This window comes from Pedobacter westerhofensis (assembly GCF_900182595.1).
Taxonomy (GTDB): domain Bacteria; phylum Bacteroidota; class Bacteroidia; order Sphingobacteriales; family Sphingobacteriaceae; genus Pedobacter; species Pedobacter westerhofensis.
The window spans coordinates 455,236-478,601 of sequence record NZ_FXTN01000004.1 but is presented as its reverse complement, the minus strand read 5'-3'; the positions used below and the strand labels follow the sequence as shown (position 1 = coordinate 478,601).

The window sequence follows — 23,366 nt, the reverse complement described above, 5'->3', positions numbered from 1 at the left end:
GCGATACGTATTTCAATTGCGCTATGTATTTCAATTGCGGTATGTATTTCCGTCATTCAGGGTGCAATTACCATGAGAAAAACTTTATCCCTGTAATAAAAAAGAGGGTTATATTTCGATGCCTTCTGCTGCTGCGCTTCAGCAGCAGAAGGCATCGAAATATAACCCTCTTTTTTTACCCTATGATCACGTCAAATTAAAATAAAAACTTGTTAGACAAGAAATTACTCGTCTTATCTTCCAGAATTGCATCAAGCAATTCCTTGTTTGTTTTATTCAGCTTCGTTGCCACCAATGAACGGATAGAAAACGATCTGATCGCATCCACGACAGAAAGGGTGCCTTCAGCGGAATCTTTCCTTCCCGTAAATGGAAAAACATCAGGGCCGCGCTGGCACTGGCAGTTGATATTCACCCTGCTCACCAGATTAACCAGCGGATCAATCAGTTCCGCAAGCTCATCGTCGTCATTACTAAATACACTCACCTGCTGACCATGTGTAGAATCAATCAGGTACTGAATCGTTTCTTCCAGATCATCAAATGCTGCTACCGGAATCACAGGCCCAAACTGTTCCTCTTCCCATAACTTCATGCCCTTGTTCACCGGATAAACAATCGCCGGGTAAACAAACGATTCATTGGTCAGCCCACCATTTTCATTCACTACATGTGCACCCAGAGCAATTGCATCCTCAATACATTCCTTCAGGTAAGCAGGTTTATGCGGCTCAGGCAGTGGTGTTAATGCTACTCCTTCCTCCCAGGGCATACCGTACTTCAACTTAGCTACCGCTGCAGCAAATAGTTCCAGGAATTCATCCACCCTGCTCCGGTGAACAAAAACTATTTTCAATGCAGTGCAGCGTTGTCCGTTAAATGACAGCGAGCCAAGTAATGTTTCCTGTACAGCCAGGCTCAGATCTGCATGCGCGGTAATGATCGCTGCATTCTTTGCATCCAGCCCGAGTACAGCGCGCAGTCGGTTCACCTTTGGATGCAGTTTTTTCAGCTCATCCGCTACTTTACTGGAACCAATCAGCGTAAGCACGTTGATCTTGCCTGATTTCATTAAACCGGGAATAATCTTATTTCCACGGCCATATATCGTATTGACTACCCCTTTTGGGAAACACGTGCTGAAAGCTTCCAGCAGTGGGTAGTGCAATAAAGTTCCATGTTTAGGCGGTTTAAACAACAGCGTGTTCCCCATAATCAGTGCCGGGATCAGCGTTGTAAAAGTTTCGTTCAGCGGATAATTGAAAGGGCCCATACACAGCACCACTCCCAGCGGAGAGCGCCTGATCTGTGCAACGATCCCCTGTTCAATACTAAACTGGGCAGAACGCCTGTCCAGATCCTTCAGCGCATCAATGGTTGCGTAGATGTATTCTACTGTGCGGTCAAATTCCTTTACAGAATCTGCGTGCGATTTGCCGATCTCCCACATCAGCAGTTTTACCACTTCATCTTTTTTGGTGATCATCTTCTCGGTAAACAGTGCTACACAATCTATCCGGTCAGACACACTCATCGTAGGCCACTCGCCACGTCCATTGTCATAGGCTGCAACGGCAGCATCAAGGGCTTCAAAGCTTTCCTTCTCCGTACATAACGGATAAGTACCAATCACCTTGCGTTTCAGTCCTTCAGCAGTTTGGATACAGACAGGTGAAAGTACAGTATGTACCTCACCATTCCATGGAAGCATTTCACCATTGCTTAAATATTCACGCTGGTTTACTTCTTCCAATAATCTGTGCTGCTCAGGAATTTGTTTCTCTTCAACAAAAATTGAGGATAAATCTATTACAGACATAAGAAAACTGAATTAAATTAACAATTCATGAAGATAATAATTTCACAATAGGTTTTACTGTAATTATAAGACTTATTATTATATTAATAAATTAGAAACACACCAGCTTACAGATCAGTAATCGGGCGGTACTTTGGAACCAGCATTTTCATCACTACCCAGGCGATCAGATAAGCAACAGCGCAGATGGCAAACATAATGGTATAGCCCGTCTGCGTGTGTCCCAGAGCTTTATAATAATCAAAGAGTGCTCCCCCGAGTTTGGAAATCGTTACTCCGCCGATGCCGCCTGCCATACCGCCAATACCGATTACAGTACCGATTGTCTTTTTAGGGAACATATCAGAAACTGTGGTAAAGATGTTGGCCGACCAGGCCTGGTGCGCAGAGGCACCGATACCGATTAAAAGCACAGGGATCCAGAACGTAATATGTCCAAGGGGTTGTGCAAGTAATACGAGCAGCGGGAACAGTGCAATGATAAACATCGCTTTCATCCTGGCATCATATGGTGCAAGGCCTTTTTTCATGTAGTATACAGGAAACCATCCACCGCCAACACTACCAATCATCGTCATACTGTAAAGAATAGTCAGGGGCAGCATAATTGCAGTACCTTCCATCGCATATTGCACCTTCAGGTAAGAAGGAAGCCAAAAGAGAAAGAACCACCATACACCATCGGTCATGAATTTACCAAACACAAAAGCCCAGGTTTGTTTGTAACCCAGCAGTTTAATCCATGAAACCTTTTCCGTATCCTCAATCTCTACAATGCCGTCATGGTGAAGGCGGTCGCTATTGATATAGTCCAGTTCAGATTGTGTAATATTCTTTTGGTTTTCAGGCTTATCATAGAAAAAGAACCAGAAGCCCAGCCAGATCAGGCCAACCGCACCCACGATGATGAAAGCGCTTTCCCAACCCCATTTTGCTGCAATCCAGGGCACAGTTAATGGTGCCAGTACAGCACCGATATTAGCCCCCGAGTTAAAGATACCCGTAGCAAAAGAGCGTTCCTTTTTTGGAAAATACTCGGCAGTAGCTTTGATTGCTGCCGGAAAATTCCCTGATTCACCTATACCCAACACCGCTCGCGCGACACTGAAACCCAGCACAGAAACAGGAATCATTCCCAGTCCTGCCCAGCTTAACATAGACGATAAGCCCTGCCCGATCGGAATGGCCAGCGCATGCATTACTGCGCCTACCGACCAAACAACAAGCGAAATTGCGTAACCCCATTTGGTACCCAGTTTATCTACAACCCTGCCCGCGAAAAGCATAGAAATCGCATACACAAACTGAAAGACTGAGGTAATATTCGCGTAATCGCTGTTCGTCCAGTTAAATTCTTTCTCCAGCATCGGGTGCAGGAGACTCAATACTTGTCGGTCTAAGTAGTTGACAGTAGTGGCAAAAAACAATAACGCACAGATCGTCCAGCGGTAATTGCTCATTTTAGCTTCTTTCATTGTCTATATTTGGTTTGAGTTCGGTTAAGGTTAGAAGGCTGAGTAAATTTAACTCAGCCGGGTTTCACTAATAATTTTGAACGTTTTTTCTGTCAATGTATACAGGGTATCGTAATCTTTCTCCGTTAATATCTCTTTGCTGATCAGTTTGCTTCCCATTCCTACGCCACAAACGCCCGATTTAAACCAGGCACTGATATTGGCAGCTTCGATTTCTACTCCGCCGGTTGGAATAAATAACTGGCCGGGGAACAGATCTTTGATGGAGGACATAAATGCCGGTCCGAGCAGGTTAGCAGGAAACAATTTAATCAGGCCTGCGCCGTTTTGCGAAGCCAGGTTAATTTCTGTTGGAGAGAAACAGCCCGGGATCCAGAGCAATCCGGCATCGTGTACCAATTTTCCAATCTCCAGGTCTACCACAGGGCAAACGATAAAGTGTGCACCTGCTGCGATAAAATCTGCGGCCTGTTTGGTGTTTTTGATCGTTCCGATCCCTACATGTAGGTCCGGCATCTCAGTTTTTGCGGCTTCAACCAGGATCTTAAAATTTTCCAGGGCAGCCGGCCCCCTGTTGGTATATTCTATCACACGTACACCGGCACGGTATATCGTGCGCACAATTTCCAGGCTTACCTCTGCATCTTCATAGTAGAACAATGGCAAAAGCGCCTGTTCTGTAATCACTTTTAACGTCTCTTCCTTAGTTTTCATATTGTTGAACTACTACCTGTATATCTTCTATCTTAGTTGTATTAAAATCGCTCTCTGTGAACAGCTTGGCAAATGCCGCTGCCGTTGCAAAATCCACAATCTCCTGCGGCTCCTGTTCCTTGTAAAAACCGTAGATCAGGCCCGCCATAAAGCAGTCACCGCTGCCTACTTTTCCCGCGATTTGCTCAGCCACATATTCAGTGGAGATAAAAAGCTCGTCCTGTGTGTACAGAGTTGTATAATATTGAATGCCCGTGCCATGATCAAAGCGAAATGTATTGGCTACATGCTTACATTTTGGAAATTGTTCCATAATGGCTTTTGAGCTGATTTGCGATTGCTGCAGGTATGCACTTTTATCATGTTCTTCTACCAAAGTTTCAGAAACAGGAATGCCCAGCATTTTTTCTGCTGCCCATACATTGCCCATCACCAGGTCGCAATATTCAACCAGCGAAGGCAGGACCTCCACAGGCTCTTTTCCATATTTCCAGAGCTTGGCCCGGTAATTCAGGTCGATTGAAATCCTGATCCCTTTTTCCGAAGCTGCTTTCAGCGCTTCCTCACAAACATCGGCTACCGACTGGTTAATGGCCGGGCAGATGGCACTGAAATGAAACCAGCTTACGCCCTCAAAAACCTTGTCCCAATCGATCGTATTTACCTCAAGCTCCGAAAACGAAGAATACTTGCGGTCATAAATTACTCCTGCATTCTTCAGGTCTTTTCCCTTATCCAGGAAATACAGACCGATACGCTCACCGGAGTACTGGATTGCACTGGTATCGATATTCAGTTCGTCCAGGTAACCTACCAGCTGCCTGGCAATAAAATTGTCGGGTATGGCCGACATATACGCCGAAGGGATTTCCCACAATGCCAGTGCCGCGGCTACATTTGCCTCAGCGCCACCTACATAAACAGGGAAACTATTTTCCTCCAGCCAGCTCCCTGCCGAATCAGGACAAATCCTTAACAGCAGTTCGCCGAAACTTAAAACTTTACTCATCATTAGAAATTGAAATAGGATTTAGCGTTGTTATAACATATGTCCTGTACAATTTTACCTACCCAGGCTATGTCGTTGGGAAGTTCACCATTTTCAATATCTTCTCCTAATAAATTGCACAATATTCTTCTAAAATATTCGTGTCTTGGAAAAGACAGGAAGCTTCTTGAATCTGTCAGCATCCCTACAAAGCGGCTCAGCAGGCCCATATTTGACAGCGCATTGATCTGTTTGATCATTCCTTCTTTCTGATCCAGGAACCACCATGCCGAGCCGTACTGGATTTTACCAGCGATCGTGCCGTCGTTAAAATTCCCGATCATCGTTGCAATCAGTTCGTTATCTGCCGGGTTAAGATTGTATATAATGGTCTTTGCCAGCTGGTTGCCTGTATCCAGCCTGTTCATGAACTTTGATAATGCAGCACCCTGTGAAAAATCACCGATGGAATCCAAACCGGTATCAGGCCCAAGGTTTTTAAGCATTCTTGTATTATTATCCCTCAGTGCACCAATATGGTATTGCTGTACCCAGTTTTTTTCATGGTCCCACACCGCAAACGCATGTAGCATGGCCGATTTAAACTGCAGGATCTCCGTTTTCGTGAGTGTATCGCCGGCACCGATTTTTAAATAGATCGCCTCTACTTCATCTTCGGTATAATTTTCGGCGTATAGCTGCTCCAAACCATGATCAGAAAGTACACAGCCGTTGGCTGCAAAATAATCATGCCTTCCTTTCAGCGCCGCAAGGTATTCTCTGTAAGTTTTGATTTCAGAACCATGTATTTTTTCGAGCTTTGCGATATAGGCATTCAGTGCAATCAGGTCATCCGCATTCATGGCCTTGTCTGGCCTGAAAGCCGGCAGGATCTTTACCTCAAAACCTTCGGCTTTCAGTTTCTTGTGATGTGCCAGATCATCGCATGGATCATCTGTTGTAGCCACTGTCAGCACGTTCATCTTTTTCAGCAGGTTCTTTACTGAATATTCCGGTGTCTGCAATTTGGCTGTACACTCATCATATATTTTCTTTGCGGTGGCTGGCGACAGGATATCATAGATATCAAAATATCTTTGCAGCTCAAGGTGCGTCCAGTGATATAAGGGGTTCCTGAGTGTGTAAGGAACGGTTTCTGCCCACTTCTCAAACTTCTCCCAATCACTTTTGTTTCCGGTGATATAGTCTTCGGAAACCCCATTGGCACGCATTGCCCGCCATTTGTAGTGATCACCATAGAGCCAAACCTGGGTCAGGTTTTCAAAATTCCTGTCCTCAGCAATCTGGTCCGGCGGAAGATGGCAGTGATAATCAATGATGGGCATATCTTTTGCAAACTGGTGATATAAATCCTGGGCAGTTTGGCTGTTTAAAAGGAAGTTTTCGTCTAAAAATTGTTTCATCTGAATAGTTTATCGTTTTCATCTGTCAGATGGGGCCTTCGATAATTAAATAATTATTGCCTTGTGGGCTTTAATACTTATTTTGATCATGTCGGGTTCATCTCAGTAGTATATTGTTTTCATCTGTCAGATGGAGCCTTCGATTATCAAAATAATTATTGCCTTGTGGGCTTTAATAATTATTTTGATAATGTCGGGTTCATCTAAGAAAAATTTAAAGTGAGATGCCGCGTTTCCAGGGAATAAAATCATCCTGGATGTGGCGTACAGCGCTCACCGTAGTATTTCCGCTGGCAACATCAATTACATAATTCAGTATCCTGGCACCGGCTTCTTCGATAGTTTCTTCGCCAGCGATGATCGAGCCAGTGTCCAGATCTATAATATCATTCATTTTATTGTAAAGCACTGTATTGGTAGATATTTTCACTACCGGAGCAATTGGGTTACCCGTAGGAGTTCCGAGTCCTGTAGTAAAAAGCACAATGTTTGCACCCGATCCTACTTCGGCTGTAGTGGATTCCACATCATTGCCCGGCGTACACAGCAGGTTCAATCCCGGTTTAGTTACCTTTTCCGGATAATCCAGCACATTGACCACGGGCGAAGTACCTCCTTTTTTTGCAGCACCGGCAGATTTGATCGCATCGGTGATCAGTCCGTCTTTAATATTCCCCGGAGAAGGGTTCATATCAAATCCTGACCCTGCTTCAGTGGCGCGGTCGCTGTATGTTTTGATCAGTTCAGCAAATCGTGCCGCATCAGCGGGATCCACACAGCGGTCGATAATATTCTGTTCAACCCCGCATAATTCCGGAAACTCCGCCAGGATCACTGATCCGCCAAGCGCGACCAGCAGGTCTGAGGTATATCCTATCGCCGGATTGGCGGAAAGACCAGAAAAACCATCCGATCCGCCACATTCCAAACCGATGCAAAGCTTGCTTAAGGGTGCAGGCTGGCGGACGTTGACATTGGCCTGGATCAGGCCGGCAAAAGTTTGTTTGATCGCATCCGAGAGCAAATCGGCTTCAGTGCCGGTTTTTTGCTGATCAAGAATATATAAGGGTTTATCAAAATCAGGGCTTCTCTTCGCAATCTCCTCCATCAGGATGCTGACCTGTGCATTCTGGCATCCTAAGCTCAGTACAGTAGCACCAGCTACATTCGGATGCGTAATGTATCCTGCCAGCAGACCGCATAAAGTCTGCGAATCCTGGCGTATACCGCCACATCCACCATTGTGCGTCAGGAATTTGATACCGTCCACATTGGGGAACATCCTGTTTTTGGGTTCTGCTTTTTCGGTATAGCTGGTCTGGGCATTCAGGATTTCCTCAACGCTTGCACCTTTTTCATACAGCGCCATCAGTTCCTTGGCCTGAGCCTGGTAATTTTCATTACGGCCATAGCCCAGGTTATTCAGCAAGGCCTCCTGGATCACATCCAGGTTTCTGTTTTCGCAGAAAACCATCGGGATTACCAGCCAGTGGTTTGCGGTACCCACCTGCCCGTCGGTACGGTGAAAGCCATTAAAAGTTTTATCTTTCCAGGCAGATACATCTGGCACATGCCATTCCATATGGTGTTCACCTGTATGGAAGCCCGTAGCAGCGTGTTTCAGATTGGCGGTAGTGAGCACTGCTCCTTTTGGTACCGGCAGCTTGGCCTTCCCTACCAGGACACCGTACATGATTACCTGATCGTCCGTTCTCAGGTCTTCTGTAACGAACTTATGTTTTGCCTTTACATTATCTTTTAAGATATAGACCTGATCGCCGTAAAGAATTGCTTCGCCTTCGGCCAGGTCTACAAAGGCCACCAGAACATTATCTTTCGGATGTACCTTTAATATTTTCTTTTCCATGTGATGCGCTGTTAAACCGCCTTCAGTTTCAGGTTTAAATCCTCCAAAGCGGCGGTAATTCCTTTTTCAAGGATTGTGTCGTAATCATTTTCTACCACTTCGATAAAACCAGGGACCTCATTCAGGTCTGTGCCCCAGAATTCAGTATCATTTAATACCTCTTCCACATAGTCCGCTTCATTTACTTCAGTAGTTTTCTGATAGAAGTATGCTGCACTGTCATCGTTGATTACATATTCAATTCCATTGAACGAACCATAGTACTTTCCGCCTTCAAGTGTGGAAGTACGCATGAAATGTAAAAATGCAGCAAAACCGAACGTGATAAAAGGAGGAATCGTATTGAACAGCGTATGGTAATTAAACAATACCGGCAATACGCGGATCTTCAGTTTCATTGCATACTGCATCGTAATGCTCAGCCACAAATGTTTGATGTGCGGATTTGCAAAGCGGTCGATCACCGTACCTGAAAACACCAGCGCTTCATCAAGCGATACCTGATAAGGGATAGCCGGGGCAATCTCCTTGCGCATCACCTGCTCCACAAAATTGAGCACATTACTGTTATCCATGCCGTTCTTAACTGTGTCGATACCCGACAGACAGGCAATTCCTGAAGTAAGCGTATGCGTACCATTGAGCAGGCGGACCTTCAGTTCGCGGTAGATCTCAATATCCGGTTTTACAATCAGACCTTTGTCTGCTGCCATAAAACTCAGTGTTTCAGCAACCTTATCGTTTCCTTCCACTGCCCAGAGGCGGTAAGGTTCTGCCAGGATCAGCAACTGATCTTCATATCCCAGTTCTGTTTGCAATTCCGTCAGCTTAGCGGCATCGGGTTTCCCCGGAACGATCCGGTCTACGAGTGAATTGCAAAATATGTTATTAGCCTTGGACCAGCTCACAAATTCATCTTCCAGTTTATTATAGGCAGCCAGTTCATAAACAATGGCTTCCAGTTTCTTTCCGTTTTCAGGGATCAGTTCTGTTGCAGTGATCACCAGTCCGGCATCTGCGCTATCACCGAGTGCCTTATATCTTTCGTACAGGGCAGACAGTAATTTACCAGGGAAAGAAGCGGGCGGATTCCCCGTAACCGCTTCATTCAGCAGTTGAATACCCACTTCCGTTGTATTGGAAACCACGATTTTTAACTCAGGATTCCTGGCTACCTCCAGGATAGCCTCCCAGTCCTGCTCTGCCGAGATCACTCTGGAAATCGCTGAAGAAACAATATTTTCTTCAACATTTTTACCGTCTTCGATACCTCGGATGCCGATGGTGTACAGGCTGTCCTGGTTATCGAAATCAGCAGTATCACCGTTGCCGGTTGATTTTACGATCACAATACGGCCGTTGAATATGCCCTGCCTGTTCGCTTTGTCTACAAAATAATCAGGAAGTCCGCGGAGTAAAACACCCGTTCCAAACTGCAGTATTTTCTCGGGAAGGCTGAAGATGGCTTCAGCGGGAACAATCACCTTTGCGGTATCTATATTTTTTAAAGTTTCTTTTGTTAGTATCATTGTAACAGGTCGGATATTTGCTTCACAACAATTCTAACGATTATATAGAAATAATGGCTTCTTAAGTACAGCATTTATCTACGCAATCGTTATCGTAACTATGAAAATACACATTTGCTATTTTTTGTTAACTACAGGTAGCTGATCGGCGATCCAGTTGCTGAGGTCGCCCGCCGCGGAAAAGTTTTCATACTGGGCAGGTATTTTCCTGCCATCGGTATACTCATTGTACAGCCATGGATCTCCGATTGCATAGACAGTCCCTTTACCAAGATGGGCAACGGCCATCACCGCGTTCCCTTCTTTATCCTGTAAAGCAGATTTTGCCGGGGCTTTTAAGGCCAGCGTACTGTATTCTTTTACATAGATCTGTTTGGTATGTTTAAATATAGCATTGGAAGCAGGAATCATGATACTGCCCATTTCAAATTTGTTGCCGGTTACCCGGTTTTTGCTGTCCTTATTAAAAGATATCCCAAATTTTGAAGTCAGCTCATTCAAATGATCAAGCTCAACATTTCCGGTATCATTGGCCATAATCACGAGCACTCCGCCGGCTTTTACCCAGTTGGTAATCGCGGTGATATGTGCAGCTCCGATATAGTTAGGCTTAGGATTTTCCTTTACAATATCCGGGTCTGCAATAATATATACTGCAGCATTTTTCAGGTTCGCGGCGGTAGGTGCTGTCCTTAAACTGGTTAGTTTAAAACCTTTTTGCTGGAATACTTCGCCCCATAATGAATATCCACCATTGCTCATTTCCTCCCATTTATAATGCCACTGGATGTCATGGCCACTCTGGTCTTTCTTTACTTCACTGTTAAAAAAATAATCCAGCATTACCGTTTTGCCCATACCTTTTTTGGGTATGGCGGCAAGATCCATTTCGTTTGCTGCCAGCAGGAATGCGCCTACACCCTTACCGTCATTCGTAATTACTTTCTCGCGCATATAGTATTCAAAAGAACCATCACGGTATGGCGTGCCGCCCAAACCGGAAACGCTTACCGTTCCCTTCAGATTGATCTTTCCGGCACTACGCTGTTCTACAAATTCCTTTTGAATACCTGCGTAGCCTTTTTTTGCCACAGCGGTATATGCAGCAGGAAGGTAACCCTTTCTCACTCCTTTTTGCAGGGCATAAACAAACATTGCCGAGGCAGAAGATTCCAGGTAATTTCCTTTTCGCTCAGGCAGGTTTAGTATATCATACCATACTCCGGTTTTAGGGTCCTGATAATCTTCGGCAGCTTTCGCTACCCGCGATAAAATCGCCAGCAGTTCTTTCCTTTTGGGATGCGATGCAGGGAAGTTATCCAAAACATCGACCAGCGCCATAGCATACCATCCCATAGCCCTTCCCCAGAAATGCGGGGAAGTACCGGTTTTTGGATCTGCCCACTTCTGCTCTTTGGATTCGTCCCATCCATGGTACATTAAACCCGTTTTTGCATCTCTGGAGTGATTTTCCATGTAGATAAACTGGTTGGCAATATCATCAAAGGCCTTCTCATCCTGTATCAGTGCCGCATATTCTGCATAAAAAGGCTCGCCCATATATAAACCATCCAGCCACATCTGGTTAGGATAGATTTTCTTATGCCAGAAACCGCCTTCTTTTGTGCGGGGCTGTGTCTGCAGCTGCTGCCATAGCAGTGTTGCCGCCTTAAAATATTTCTGCTGTCCTGTTACCTTATACAGCGTAAGCAGGGAGCGCCCGTTTTTAATGTTGTCGATATTTTGTGATTCCGCAGTGTACGATCTGATATTGCCATCGGCAGTAACAAAATAATTCATCTGTGTTTGCATGTACCTGAAGTAATCAGCATTTCCAGTCCGTCGCCAGATCGCATCAATACCTTCGAGGATCACCCCCTGATCATAAGACCATTTTACCGGGTTCCCGCTAACTGACAACGAATCCTTCCAGATATCCATTGCCGTAGATGCCATCTGTTCTGATAATGGTTGCATCTGGGCCTGAGCAACGCCCATTGTGCCCGCAAAGGTTGTCATCAGACAAGCTGCTGTAATGTTAAATGATAAGTTCATCTGCTATATTTGTTTTTTCATTATCGGATGAAGCCTTTCATGATCGCAAGCCAGACAAGAGGATGTTGCTACTGGTTTCAATTATGAAAGAATCATCTGACAGGTTTAGGTCTTCAATCTTATTATTTTTTATCAGAACTGAGTATCACTTTCACATTATTCTGCTGCACGTTCTTCGCTTCCTGGATCTCTATACCTGATTTCGCTTGTATCGTCATGTTATCCAAATAAATATCACTGATATTCAGTTCCGGCAGTCCCCTGATAAATATGGCTTTACCTGCTCCGTCACAGACCACATTGCTGATATGAAAATCCCTGAATATAGGAGTTTCTTCTGTAACAGGATATTTAACCACCCTCGGCGCATCTCTTTTTTCACCTTTCAGTGCAATAGGATCCACTGCTGCATAGTACATATCAAACAGGATAGCTTCTCCTACAATATCCTTCATCACGATATCCTTTGCGTAGATCGCCTCTACCACACCACCGCGCCCGCGTGTAGTCTTAAAGCGGAGACCGATATCTGTTCCTATAAACGAACAATCGTAAATAAATATATTATTTGCCCCGCCAGACATTTCACTGCCGATCACCACACCGCCATGGGCATGGTAAACCGTACTGTTGCGGATAATCACATTTTTCGTCGGAAGCCCGCGTTTTCGCCCCTCGGCATCACGACCGGATTTGATGCAGATCCCATCATCGCCCACATCAAAGGTACTTCCTTCTACCAGGACGTTTTTGCATGATTCGATATCTATTCCATCGCCATTGGCGGCATACCAGGGATTTTTTGCATATACATTTCTCACAATCAGGTCTTCGCAAATCAGTGGATGAAGGTTCCATGCAGGTGAGTTCTGGAACGTTACTCCTTCCAGTAAAACGCGTTTACAGCTGTTCAGCACCACCAGGTTTGGTCTTAAAAAGTCCTTCACCGAAGCATAAAATTCGGGAGTTTTCTCAGGAGCAATCGCACCGGCATTTTTCAACAGCGAGCCTTTTGCGGATTGTTCCGAAGGGTACCACATTTTCTTTTCTGCAATGACTGTCCCTCCCGATGCTACCAGTTTATTCCACTGGCTTTCTGTCAACTTATCTTTTTTCACCATTCTCCAGGCATCTCCGTTTCCGTCGATGATGCCAAAGCCGGTAATGGCGATATTTTCGGCATGGTCAGCCGAAACAGGCGATTGGTTTCTCATCTGAGGAATCCCTTCCCAGTCGCCCTTTACCAGTTGATACTGGGAAAAGTCTTTCGTAAACTGCAGGATCGCATTTTTCTGCAAATGCAGGTTCACATTGCTCAGCAATACCACAGGCCCTGTTAACCAGAGCCCGGCAGGAATTACAACTACCCCGCCCCCTTTTTTATTACAGGCAGCGATGGCATCATTGATACTTTTGGTATTCAGCGTAACCCCGTCATTTATGGCACCAAAGGAGGTGATTCGTATCGTATCTTTTTTGAATTTGGTTTCTTTGACTTCCGGAAGGTGGTCAAAAGAAAAAGGTTTCACTTGTGCAATGGCCTGCGAAGCAGACACCAGTATCAGCGCGGAAAACAGGCTTTGGCGGAAAAAGTTCAATTTGTTCATATTTGATGGTTAAATATAAGAATGAGGGGACAAAATCTGCCCCCTCATGCGTAGCATTATTGATACCCTGGGTTTTGCTTAAACTCGTCTTTATTGGTGACGGCATCTACCTGCGCCCTCGGAATTGGCCTCACCAGATTAAAATCCTGTATCGCTGTGGCATTTGGATTATACAATTTGATACGGTCGATCAGTTTACCTGACCTTTTCAGGTCGAACCATCGGATCTGTTCCCCGGCAAATTCACGTGCCCGTTCATCCAGGATGAAATCGAGCGTTACCTGATCGGCCGTCACCTGCATGCTGGCAACCCTGCCGGCTTTCGCTGCGCGGGTCCTGATCACATTCAGGTAAGTTGCGGCAGCAGTTTTGTTACCGAGATTAGTCTCTGCCTCGGCGGCAATCAGATACATTTCTGCAAAACGGATCACAAAAACATCCCTTGCACTTTGTGCTTCATTGATGCTTGTTCTGGTAGGATCATCAAACTTGCTCAGTGTCACATAGTGTAGCTGGTCTTTTACTGAGCCGTTTGCATTATATACTGCATTGCGGTCATAAACTTTATAGAGTTTACCTGCTGCAGAAACTACCGCTTTACTGGCCAGAATTGCGGTATCGCCCAGTTTCATTCCGGCAGGACGTATGGTGCTATTGGCTAGCCATACTGTTTTGAACGATCCCTCATACCTTGAGTCGTCAGCACTGTACAGATCCAGCAAAAAGCGTGTAGGCATATACCTGTCGAAGGGTCTGCCATTCAGGATATCCCTGATCATAGCCGGCTGATCGTCATATTTCATTGCGAACAACAGGTGCCCGTTGTTACTGCCACGGCTATGTCCCAGCGGGTTTAAGATATCGTCTTTCAGATCATTCTGGATCAGATTGGTGGAATAATTTACGGCATAAATCACTTCCTTATTTTTAAGGTTTGCCATTTTCCACAAGTCTGAATACGCAGGAAGCAGCGTAAAGCCATACCCCCCGTTGATGACTGCCAAGGCCATGTCCCTGGCCTCTGCATTTTTCTTCTGTGTGAGGTACATCCTGGCCAGGAAAGCCTGTGCAGCTGGTTTGGTTACCCTTCCGTAATCTGCGGTAGTGGCCGGCAGATTGGCTACTGCAAACAACAAATCGTCAATGATCTGTTTGTTAAAAGTCTCTACCGGGGTTTTATTGGCCGTTGTGATTACCCCCTGTGTTTCCTGCAGCGTAAAGTGCACGCCGCCCCAGGATTCTACAATGTGCCAGAAGTAAAATGCCCTCAGAAACCGCAATTCGGCTTCCCTTACAGGCCGCACTGCCGCGGACAATCCAGCCCCGTCAATCTTATTAACGCCTGCATTGCAAAGGTTCACTGCTGCGTAAAGTGCCTGCCATTCGGTAGTGACTGAGGCATTGGTTCCCTGCAGGTTGATGTAATTGGTAAGGTCTGTGGTGACGTCCCCTGCACCACTGGCCCAGATATCGGTGCCCATCTCAGACATGCTGTATCCTTCCTCCTTGCCATACCACCAGCGCTGGTAAGAATACGCGGCATTCACCAGTGCTTCGAAACCTGCTGGTGTGGTATACACACTTTCTGCAGTGATTCCCGAAGGATTTTTCTCTACCAGATCTTTCTTACAGGATACCAAGGTGGTCATCCCTGCAACAATGATCATTGCTTTAAATATATATTGTCTCATGATCGTTCAATTAAAAATTTGCATTTAGTCCGAAAGTATACAGCTTGGTCATTGGCCCGTTTTCAGAACCACCCCTTTCAGGATCATATTCTTTTAGTAAATCGGATTTGGTATAAGTGAAGGGGTTTCTTGCCGTTGCATAAATGCGGATACTTTTTACAAAGGTCTTTTCAAGTATCGCCTTTGGTACTTTGTATCCCAGCGTAATATTCCGGAGCCTCACAAAAGATCCGTCCACATATCCCAATGAACTGGAATAAAGCATAGACGCAAGGGATAAGTTTTTATTGGGACGGGGATAATCATTGCTCGGGTTTTCCGGGGTCCAGTAATTGATAATCGCAGAGCTGTTCTCTATCCCCTGTGGATTATATCTTCTCAGGAAGTCAGCATAAATTGTTTGACCCATTCTTGCAAACAGATAAATGTTCAGATCCCAATTCTTATACGTAAATGTATTTTCAAATCCGCCCGTCCATTTTGGCCTGTTTGTGCCAATAATCGTACGGTCATTGGTGGCATCGATCTTACCGTCATTGTTCAGGTCTTTTACATGGATGTCTCCGGGTTTTTGTCCATACTTTGCCGCTTCTGCCGTTTCTGAAGTCTGCCAGATCCCTACTTTCTGATAATCGTAGTACGACTGTATTGGCGAACCAACGAACCATGAATTGGCCACATCAGACAATGCTCCGCCGGCAAGTTCAACAATCTTTTCCCTGTTACGGGTAAAGCTGATATTCGTGTTCCACTGGAAATCCCTGCCATCGATATTCTTTGATGAAATGAGAACTTCAATCCCCTTGTTCCGTGTTTTGGCGATATTCTGGATGACCGAAGTTACCCCGTCTGAAGGCGGAAGACTACGTTTAAGCAACAGATCGTATGTTCTTGAATCATAATAATCTATGGCAGCAGTAATTCGGTTTTTAAAGAATCCTGCTTCAATGCCGACGTCATTGGTCTTGGTTTTTTCCCATGTCAGGTCTACATTACCTACAGAGGGTGAATACGTATAGGCAGGAGCCGAATTGTCATCATATGCAAAGGCGATCCTGGTGAGGCTGCTTTGGGTAGAATATGGATCGATATTATCACTGCCTGCAATACCATAACTGTATTTCAGTTTCAGGTCGCTCACTACTTTACTGTCTTTCAAAAAATCTTCATCGCTGATCCTCCAGGCTACAGCTGCCGAAGGGAAAAAAGCCCATTTGTTACCTTCCGCAAGTTTAGATGAGCCATCAGTACGTCCTGTGGCGGTCAGCAGGTATTTACCTTTATAGGCATAGTTTAATCTTCCTGCAAAAGAGATCAGGTTATTCATGGAGTAAGCTGTGGTAACTGCCTGGTTCTGGGTATTGCCAAGGCCATAAAACAGTTGTGATTTCAGCAGCTGGTTCTCACCGGAAGCCGCAATGTTATCAGAACGGTTGTACAGTAAACTGTTAATTCCTGTAAGGGTAAAGGAATGGTCTTTAATCTCTTTGTTGTAAGTAATATAGTTTTCAATGTCAATCAGATGACTGTTAGAAGCGCTGTACGTAGCTTTAGGCACGGAACCGTTCCTGTCAATCGAGTACCTGTCCGCATAGGAACCTCCCCGGTTAGTATTTAAATTCACCCCCAGATTTGATCTTGCCACAAGCCCCTTAAAAGGTTTCAGCTCCATATAAGCAGAAATGAGCGTCCGGTTAATTACAGACTGGTTTGAATATACATCAGGCTGTTCATCGGCAAGTGGACTTACGAATGTTCCCTGCAACGGATAAACAATAAAGTTACCCTGGGCATCAAACAGTGTTCCCAGCGGACTAACCTTGTTCCCCTGATTAAGCGGGTCCCGGCGATTATCGATCTCATAATGCGTAAACTGGCCCTGCATCCCGGTAGTAAAGATTTTGCCAATAGACTGATCGAGGTTCAGGCGCGCAGTATAGCGTTTGGACTGGTCGAGCTTTACAATACCTTTTTCATCCAGGTAATCCAGTGAAAAGTAGGCCTTGGTAGTTTCTGTGCCCGCACGTACACCCAGCTGATAATCCTGCTGATGGCCATCATGCAGCAACAGGTCCTGATAATTGAGAAAATCCCTGTTTTGTACGGCCGCATATTCGGCAGAGTTAAAGATTGCGGCATCATCTGCGGGGCTCGCCCAGTTTCCTGTTGTACGGTAAGCTTCACGGCGCAGTTGTACATACTGGTCACCATTCATCACTGAAGGATACCTTGCCACTTTTGAGATTCCGTAATAAGAATTAAATGTAACATCCGCCTTGCCGGCTACTCCTTTTTTGGTGGTGATCAAAATTACCCCATTCGCACCGCGTGATCCGTAAATTGCCGTTGACGAAGCATCCTTAAGGACTTCCATTGAGGCGATATCATTAGAACTGATATCCTGTAAACTTGAGTATTGTACGCCATCCACGATAATCAGCGGACCGTTCCCGGCAGAAATAGAACGCGTTCCGCGGATGTTGATCGTGACTCCCGATGATGCGGCACCCGTGTTCCGCGTTACATCCACTCCGGGTACTTTGCCTTGGATCGACTCCAGAGGATTTGCGGAAGGCACTTTGGCAATGTCTTCGCCTTTTACCGACACCACAGAACCTGTGAGGTCCCTTTTCTTGACGGTTCCGTAACCGATTACCACAACTTCACTGAGGGCCGTCTCATTTGAAGTTAATTCAACATTCAGCGTAGTCTGGTTACCCACAGGAACTTCAAGAGGCTGATAGCCCACATAATTCACTACAAGTACCACCGCATTATTGCCCGCTGGAATACTTAAACTGAAATTTCCTCTGGAATCTGTACTGGTTCCCTGCGTACTCCCCTTGATCTTGACGCTTACGCCGATCAGCGTTTCCCGGTTCTTCCCATCGGCCACGCGGCCGGAAATGGTGCGGTTTTGGGCTGTTGCCATACTGCTGACGAGCAGGCATAATGCAGCCATTAATAGATAAAATTTGTTCATACGTACTTGGTTAGAGTTCTTGCAAATCAGGACTGCCTCCTTGTTTCCTGAGAAACAAAGAATTTGTCAGAATCTGTATAAAGCAAGTCTACAAAGTTTTAAAGTTTAATCACTTTAAATCGGGGGAAATAAATGTGCAAACGTTCCCGGCAACGCTTGCGTAACCGGTTTATCTGCCTGATTGGTCAGATCATCAGTGTTAATACCAGACCTTTCTGGGTTGGTACCCGACCGATGATCCTGAAGCAGACTACATTAATCCCCCTAAGGGTTAAGTTGTCATTACGATTACTGTTGCAGAGGTTCCACCCTGAACCAGTCTATATCAGCGAAACCACTGTCATTGATCTGCGTGGAGCGGGTGGCAAAAAGCCCCATTTTCGCACCGATCCACAAACCCGCTTCGGCCTGAAAGGGCGCCCCTGCATCAGTATATAACTTTCCATCGAGGCTGTAGCTAAACTGGCAAATTGCGCCCTTTGTAATTTTTACCCTAAAGTAAACTTCCTTCTGCTTTAAACCAAGCAGTTCCTTTTCAGTTTCTACTTTGCCCTTAATTGCATTTTTGCAAAACATATGGATGAGTGAAAGCCCCTTATTACTACTTTTGAAAGCAATAGCGGCATAACTCTGCCCCATGATAATTAATCCCGCCCGTTCATTTTCGAGTTTTGGATTGGGACTGAATTTGATCTTAGTAGTTGCCATAAACTCATCGGCAGGAGTTTTTTGCAGTAGTATATTGGGCACATCCCAGTAATTCCGGGCCGAATCCGGGATCTTCATCGTGTATAATCTCAGAGTACCCGCCGCGCTGTTCATGAACGACCAGGTGCCTTCCGGATTGGCCTGCCACTGCCACTGGCGCCCCAGATTTATGGTATTAAACTCATCGCTTTCTGCCGGTGTAGCGATTGGATATACTTTACCAACATTAGGTTTCCGATAAACTGCTACCGGTTCTCCGGTACCATCGCCATCTGCATCAGTACCGATAACAGGCCAGTCGTTTACCCATTTCATTGGCTGCAGGTGAACTACCCTTCCATAGGCATATTTATCCTGGAAATGCAGGAACCAGTCTTCTCCCGTTTTGGTATCTACCCAAGCGCCCTGGTGCGGGCCATTTGTCGCTGTATTACCCTGATGCATTACTATTTTACGCTGATAAGGGCCATAGATGGTTTTTGATCTCAGAACGATCTGCCATCCCGTTGCTACGCCACCCGCAGGGGCAAACAAATAATAGTATCCGTTCCGTTTATAAAATTTTGGCCCCTCAAGCGTTGGATCTGTTTCATGCCCATCATATACGATTACCCCCTGATCCAATACCTGATTACCAGCTTTATTTAATTCCTTGATGGTGATGATACTTTTTATGCCTGCCCTGCTACCCGCAAAAGCGTGTGCCAGATATACCCTGCCGTCGGTATCCCAAAGCGGACAGGGATCAATCAGTCCTTTTCCCGGACAAACCAGCAGTGGTTTTGACCATATTCCCGCCGGATCGGTGGCTTTAATAAGGTAGATACCATAGTCGGGATCAGGATAGTAAATGTAATATTCGCCATTATGGTAGCGGAAAGCAGGTGCCCATACCCCATTTCCATGTTGTGTGAGCGCAAAATGGTCAAAGGGAGGCTGCCTTGTTAAGGCATGCGAGATGATGGTCCAGTTCACCAGATCATTAGAATGCAGGACCGGCAATCCCGGAACACCATCGAAACTGGAGGAGATCATGTAGTAGTCATCGCCAACGCGGATCGCATCAGGATCGGAATAGTCGGCATTGATTACAGGGTTCCTGTATTTCCCGTTGCCCAGGTCAGATACCCATACTTTAGAAACCGGGTGGTATTGTGCGTTCTCCTGAGCCAGTGTATGGCCGGCAAGGAGGCCAAGGAAAGATATGATGACGATACATCTGCTACACAGGCTTCCGGTGCGTTTCATACAGTAATTTGGTTTGAGCATGTTTTTCGCAATTCTAGCTAGTTTTTCGGGAGAAAGAATTCAGTTGCCTTTATTAATTTACGCAAACGTTGCCGAAAACCGCTGATGTTTCACCAAAATTCAAATTATTTCATTAAACTTGTAGAGTCCAACCGGTCCATCCGGTCAAAAATCTACCCAGTTAACCAAATGTTTGAGAGCTCTACCATTAAAGATATTGCCCGGGCGCTGAACCTTTCCACCTCTACGGTTTCCAGGGCTTTACGCGACAGTTACGAGATCAGCGCAGGAACCAAGAAACTGGTGATGGATTATGCCCAGCAGGTAAATTACCGCCCCAATCCCAATGCCCTGAGCCTTAAAGAACGGCGGAGCAAGTCTATAGGTATCGTTGTAAGCGAAGTTGCCAATCATTACTTTTCACAGGCCATAAATGGCATAGAATCCATTGCGAACAGTCGTGGTTACACGGTCATCATCACCCAGACACACGAATCTTTTGAAAGGGAAAAAACTAACGTACAGCATCTGGCATCAAGGTCTGTAGACGGGCTACTGATTTCGCTTTCTGCCGAGACCAGTGATGTGAGCCATTTGGAGCAGCTGCACCAGCGGGGCCTGCCGATTGTGTTTTTTGACCGTGTGCCAGAACGCATTGATACCTTTAAAATAATAGCTGACAATGCGAAAGGTGCTTATGAGGCCACCAGCCATTTGATCCGTTCCGGACACCTTAAGATTGCACACATTTCCAGCTCAGCACATTTATCAATCAGCATTGAGCGGCTCACTGGATATACAGATGCTTTACATGAGAATGGATTATCAATTCATCCTGAATATATTAAGAATTGCCCTCATGGTGGCATGATCCAGGATGAAGTAGAAACTGCGGTGAAAGAACTGCTGAGCCTGAAGAATAGGCCCGATGCTATATTTGTAGCCGGCGACCGACTGACAATGGGCTGCATGCATGTACTGAAGAAGCTCAATATGCTCAACCCAACAAAGATCGCCATAGCTGGATTTAGCAATTCTGACGTGCTTGATCTGTTTAATCCGCCGATCACCTCAGTATTTCAGCCTGCTTTTGACATGGGCCAGCTGGCTACAGAGAAATTACTGGAGCTTATAGAAGCTAAGTTTCCTGTTACTGAATTTGAAAGAAATATCCTGCAGACCCGGTTGTTTATCAGGTAGTTTTCTACTTCACTAAAATCGGGCTGGTGTAAGCTTTCGCTTCTTTTGACAAATACCTTTTAAAGCGTCCTTCCGAAGCAAAATTAGCATCAGAACGTTCCCAGCAGGAATAAAAACGAAAAGTTACGCCTGGTTTTGAAATGGGCATTTTTAGCTGCACCGTGTACGTATTTAACACGTCACTTCCTGCATCTGGTGTTTGTCCAAAAGCGACCAGATCGGCCCTGTTCAGCATCACTGCCATGCCCAGGTTATCTTTGTTTTCGCTCTGCCGGTCAAATGTATAGAGCAATGCCGGATTGTGCAGGGTATCCTGAACAGCCTTTTTGCTTTTCAGGTTTACAATGCCCGTAACCAGTTTGGCGCCTGCAGGTGCATTCTTCATGGACACCTTGCTCTCATAAAAGTACTGCCCTCCCCAGATGCTGATCTGCTCGGTGAGGCTTGTGAGCCTACCATTTCCCAGTACATTCCATGCAGGGTATTGCATCTGAAAAACAGCACGTACAGGGCCGTCTGAAATCTTTTTATAAATGATCCTGCCCATATTTATGCCCCCCAGCCTCACCAGGGTATCACTTTTACCTTTTACGGGAACACTAAGTGCAAGCGAACCAGCGCCCAGGGATTTACCTACCGCCAGGATATCCATTCCCCATGGTGCCAGGTCGTGATAAATCACATTCGGATCTACCCCTACCACATCCATCATCATTGCCGGGGTAGTCTTGCCCCAGATATCCTTGGTATTGCGGACATCCATATAGATCCTGAAACCTACCTTATCATTTTCCCATGCCGGACCTTCGGTCAGAAAAGGCGGAAGCTTCACCTTCGTAAAGTCGGTATTAGGCTGCCCTGCAGGAACACTGTCAAGGCGTAAATCCCTGCCAAAATCATCGCCCCGCTTGCGCCGGTGGCGTACATGGGCTAAGGGGCCTCCTGAAACCACCACTTCTCCGGTGAGTACCAGCTTCAGCTTTACTGTTTCTCTGGATTTAAAATCACAAAGGAAAACAGCCTTCTCCCATTTGCCGTCTCCGTTGAGGTCGTCAAACTGCACAGCCGGACGGTCTTTGAGACCCACAACCTCCAGAGGGACTGTTTCAGACAGCCTGCCCAGTTTTTTTTCAAGGAAAGCCCTGTCCAGTTCAATCAGTTCATTTTTACGCTCCATGGGAAGCATATTTCTCAGTTGTATCGCCACCTGCTGTGCATATCCGTTTACGCTCCCGCATCCGATGAACAGCAGGAATAGTACTTTTTTCATATCTTTATTGATTTAACGGCCCATCCATCCGCCATCTACGGTGAGCAGTGTGCCATGAACATAGTCAGAGGCTTTTGAGCTGAGAAAAACGATCGGTCCCTTAAAATCTTCGGCCTCTCCCCACCTGCCCGCAGGGATACGTTCCAGTATTGAACGGCTCCTATTCTCATCCGCCCTCAGTGCGGTAGTGTTATCGGTTGAAACATATCCCGGAACGATTGCATTCACGTTGATCCCTTTGGAGGCCCACTCATTGGCAAAAGCTTTGGTTAGTGATGCGATGGCACCTTTACTGGCCGCGTAGCCCGGAACATTGATGCCACCCTGAAAAGAGAGCAGCGAAGCCGTAAAAATAATCTTTCCGCTTCCTGCCGCAATCATTCCTTTACCGATTTCCCTGGTGAGGATAAACTGTGCACTCTGATTAACGGCAATCACCTCGTCCCAGAACTCATCGGAGTGCTCTGCCGCAGGCATCCTGAGGATTGTACCAGCATTATTCACCAGGATATCGATCACCGCGTGTGCAGCTTTAACTTTTTCTATAAAGACATAAAGTGCTTCCCTGTTACCAAAGTCGCACTGATAAGCTGTGAACTTTCTGCCAAGCGCCGTAACTTCTGATTCTACGTCACTGTTGGCGAGTTCAAGATTAACAGAAACGCCGATAATATCTGCTCCCGCCTCGGCAAGGGCTATAGCCATTGCCTTGCCCATTCCTCTTTTGCATCCGGTAACCAATGCTGTTTTTCCCTTTAAATCAAATGTATTTAATACTGACATAGTTT

15 protein-coding genes are annotated in these 23,366 nt (G+C 45.7%); 1 reads left to right on the top strand and 14 read right to left on the bottom strand.

The window, feature by feature from the left end; translation table 11 throughout:
• Window positions 1–196: 196 nt before the first annotated feature.
• The 12 genes from FN831_RS10085 to FN831_RS10030 all read right to left on the bottom strand — a co-directional run bounded on the left by FN831_RS10085 (window position 197) and on the right by FN831_RS10030 (window position 20,108).
• Window positions 197–1,819, bottom strand: coding sequence for an NADP-dependent glyceraldehyde-3-phosphate dehydrogenase (locus FN831_RS10085; protein WP_142528093.1), 1,623 nt, complete (start codon window positions 1,817–1,819; stop codon window positions 197–199).
• 107 nt (window positions 1,820–1,926) lie between these two features.
• Window positions 1,927–3,294, bottom strand: coding sequence for an MFS transporter (locus FN831_RS10080; protein WP_142528092.1), 1,368 nt, complete (start codon window positions 3,292–3,294; stop codon window positions 1,927–1,929).
• 48 nt (window positions 3,295–3,342) lie between these two features.
• Window positions 3,343–4,008 carry a bifunctional 4-hydroxy-2-oxoglutarate aldolase/2-dehydro-3-deoxy-phosphogluconate aldolase gene (locus FN831_RS10075; RefSeq protein ID WP_142528091.1) on the bottom strand — a complete coding sequence of 222 codons (666 nt, stop codon included), beginning with the start codon at window positions 4,006–4,008 and terminating at the stop codon, window positions 3,343–3,345.
• Entirely contained in the window at window positions 3,998–5,020 is a 1,023-nt protein-coding gene (locus FN831_RS10070) for a sugar kinase (protein ID WP_246101447.1), read from the bottom strand. Before FN831_RS10070 ends, FN831_RS10075 begins: the two co-directional genes overlap by 11 nt.
• Window positions 5,020–6,420: a glucuronate isomerase gene (gene uxaC, locus FN831_RS10065; RefSeq protein WP_142528090.1), complete on the bottom strand. Its 1,401-nt coding sequence runs from the start codon at window positions 6,418–6,420 to the stop codon at window positions 5,020–5,022. Before uxaC ends, FN831_RS10070 begins: the two co-directional genes overlap by 1 nt.
• A 214-nt stretch (window positions 6,421–6,634) precedes the next feature.
• Complete coding sequence (locus FN831_RS10060; protein WP_142528089.1) at window positions 6,635–8,287, bottom strand: UxaA family hydrolase; 1,653 nt, start codon at window positions 8,285–8,287, stop codon at window positions 6,635–6,637.
• Window positions 8,288–8,298: 11 nt separating this feature from the next.
• On the bottom strand, window positions 8,299–9,816 hold the full coding sequence (locus FN831_RS10055; protein WP_142528088.1) for a tagaturonate reductase: 1,518 nt from the start codon (window positions 9,814–9,816) through the stop codon (window positions 8,299–8,301).
• 117 nt (window positions 9,817–9,933) lie between these two features.
• Window positions 9,934–11,871, bottom strand: a complete 1,938-nt coding sequence (locus tag FN831_RS10050; RefSeq protein ID WP_246101446.1) for a glycoside hydrolase family 88 protein — start codon at window positions 11,869–11,871, stop codon at window positions 9,934–9,936.
• Between the two features lie 122 nt (window positions 11,872–11,993).
• A complete protein-coding gene (locus FN831_RS10045; RefSeq protein WP_142528087.1) occupies window positions 11,994–13,478 on the bottom strand; it encodes a glycoside hydrolase family 28 protein in 1,485 nt (494 codons plus the stop codon).
• Window positions 13,479–13,534: 56 nt separating this feature from the next.
• Window positions 13,535–15,169, bottom strand: coding sequence for a RagB/SusD family nutrient uptake outer membrane protein (locus FN831_RS10040; RefSeq protein WP_142528086.1), 1,635 nt, complete (start codon window positions 15,167–15,169; stop codon window positions 13,535–13,537).
• Window positions 15,170–15,179: 10 nt separating this feature from the next.
• Window positions 15,180–18,152, bottom strand: a complete 2,973-nt coding sequence (locus FN831_RS10035; protein WP_142528085.1) for a SusC/RagA family TonB-linked outer membrane protein — start codon at window positions 18,150–18,152, stop codon at window positions 15,180–15,182.
• Between the two features lie 288 nt (window positions 18,153–18,440).
• Complete coding sequence (locus FN831_RS10030; protein ID WP_142528084.1) at window positions 18,441–20,108, bottom strand: glycoside hydrolase family 43 protein; 1,668 nt, start codon at window positions 20,106–20,108, stop codon at window positions 18,441–18,443.
• Window positions 20,109–20,297: 189 nt separating this feature from the next.
• Between FN831_RS10030 and FN831_RS10025 the strand changes: the two genes are divergently transcribed.
• Window positions 20,298–21,308 (top strand): LacI family DNA-binding transcriptional regulator, encoded by a 1,011-nt coding sequence (locus tag FN831_RS10025; protein ID WP_142528083.1) that lies wholly within the window; start codon window positions 20,298–20,300, stop codon window positions 21,306–21,308.
• Window positions 21,309–21,312: 4 nt separating this feature from the next.
• Here FN831_RS10025 and FN831_RS10020 read toward each other — a convergent pair whose 3' ends face one another.
• Both FN831_RS10020 and FN831_RS10015 read right to left on the bottom strand, forming a co-directional pair.
• A complete protein-coding gene (locus FN831_RS10020) occupies window positions 21,313–22,578 on the bottom strand; it encodes a DUF4861 family protein (protein WP_142528082.1) in 1,266 nt (421 codons plus the stop codon).
• Between the two features lie 12 nt (window positions 22,579–22,590).
• Window positions 22,591–23,361, bottom strand: a complete 771-nt coding sequence (locus FN831_RS10015) for an SDR family NAD(P)-dependent oxidoreductase (protein ID WP_142528081.1) — start codon at window positions 23,359–23,361, stop codon at window positions 22,591–22,593.
• Window positions 23,362–23,366 lie beyond the last annotated feature (5 nt).

Bases quoted from the DNA above. Each gene is read 5' to 3' on its own strand.
- FN831_RS10030 (WP_142528084.1), bottom strand. From the start codon at position 20,108: ATGAAACGCACCGGAAGCCTGTGTAGCAGATGTATCGTCATCATATCT.
- FN831_RS10055 (WP_142528088.1), bottom strand. From the start codon at position 9,816: ATGATACTAACAAAAGAAACTTTAAAAAATATAGATACCGCAAAGGTG.
- FN831_RS10040 (WP_142528086.1), bottom strand. From the start codon at position 15,169: ATGAGACAATATATATTTAAAGCAATGATCATTGTTGCAGGGATGACC.
- FN831_RS10025 (WP_142528083.1), top strand. From the start codon at position 20,298: ATGTTTGAGAGCTCTACCATTAAAGATATTGCCCGGGCGCTGAACCTT.
- FN831_RS10020 (WP_142528082.1), bottom strand. From the start codon at position 22,578: ATGAAAAAAGTACTATTCCTGCTGTTCATCGGATGCGGGAGCGTAAAC.
- uxaC (WP_142528090.1), bottom strand. From the start codon at position 6,420: ATGAAACAATTTTTAGACGAAAACTTCCTTTTAAACAGCCAAACTGCC.
- FN831_RS10060 (WP_142528089.1), bottom strand. From the start codon at position 8,287: ATGGAAAAGAAAATATTAAAGGTACATCCGAAAGATAATGTTCTGGTG.
- FN831_RS10075 (WP_142528091.1), bottom strand. From the start codon at position 4,008: ATGAAAACTAAGGAAGAGACGTTAAAAGTGATTACAGAACAGGCGCTT.
- FN831_RS10015 (WP_142528081.1), bottom strand. From the start codon at position 23,361: ATGTCAGTATTAAATACATTTGATTTAAAGGGAAAAACAGCATTGGTT.
- FN831_RS10045 (WP_142528087.1), bottom strand. From the start codon at position 13,478: ATGAACAAATTGAACTTTTTCCGCCAAAGCCTGTTTTCCGCGCTGATA.
- FN831_RS10050 (WP_246101446.1), bottom strand. From the start codon at position 11,871: ATGAACTTATCATTTAACATTACAGCAGCTTGTCTGATGACAACCTTT.
- FN831_RS10035 (WP_142528085.1), bottom strand. From the start codon at position 18,152: ATGAACAAATTTTATCTATTAATGGCTGCATTATGCCTGCTCGTCAGC.
- FN831_RS10080 (WP_142528092.1), bottom strand. From the start codon at position 3,294: ATGAAAGAAGCTAAAATGAGCAATTACCGCTGGACGATCTGTGCGTTA.
- FN831_RS10085 (WP_142528093.1), bottom strand. From the start codon at position 1,819: ATGTCTGTAATAGATTTATCCTCAATTTTTGTTGAAGAGAAACAAATT.
- FN831_RS10070 (WP_246101447.1), bottom strand. From the start codon at position 5,020: ATGATGAGTAAAGTTTTAAGTTTCGGCGAACTGCTGTTAAGGATTTGT.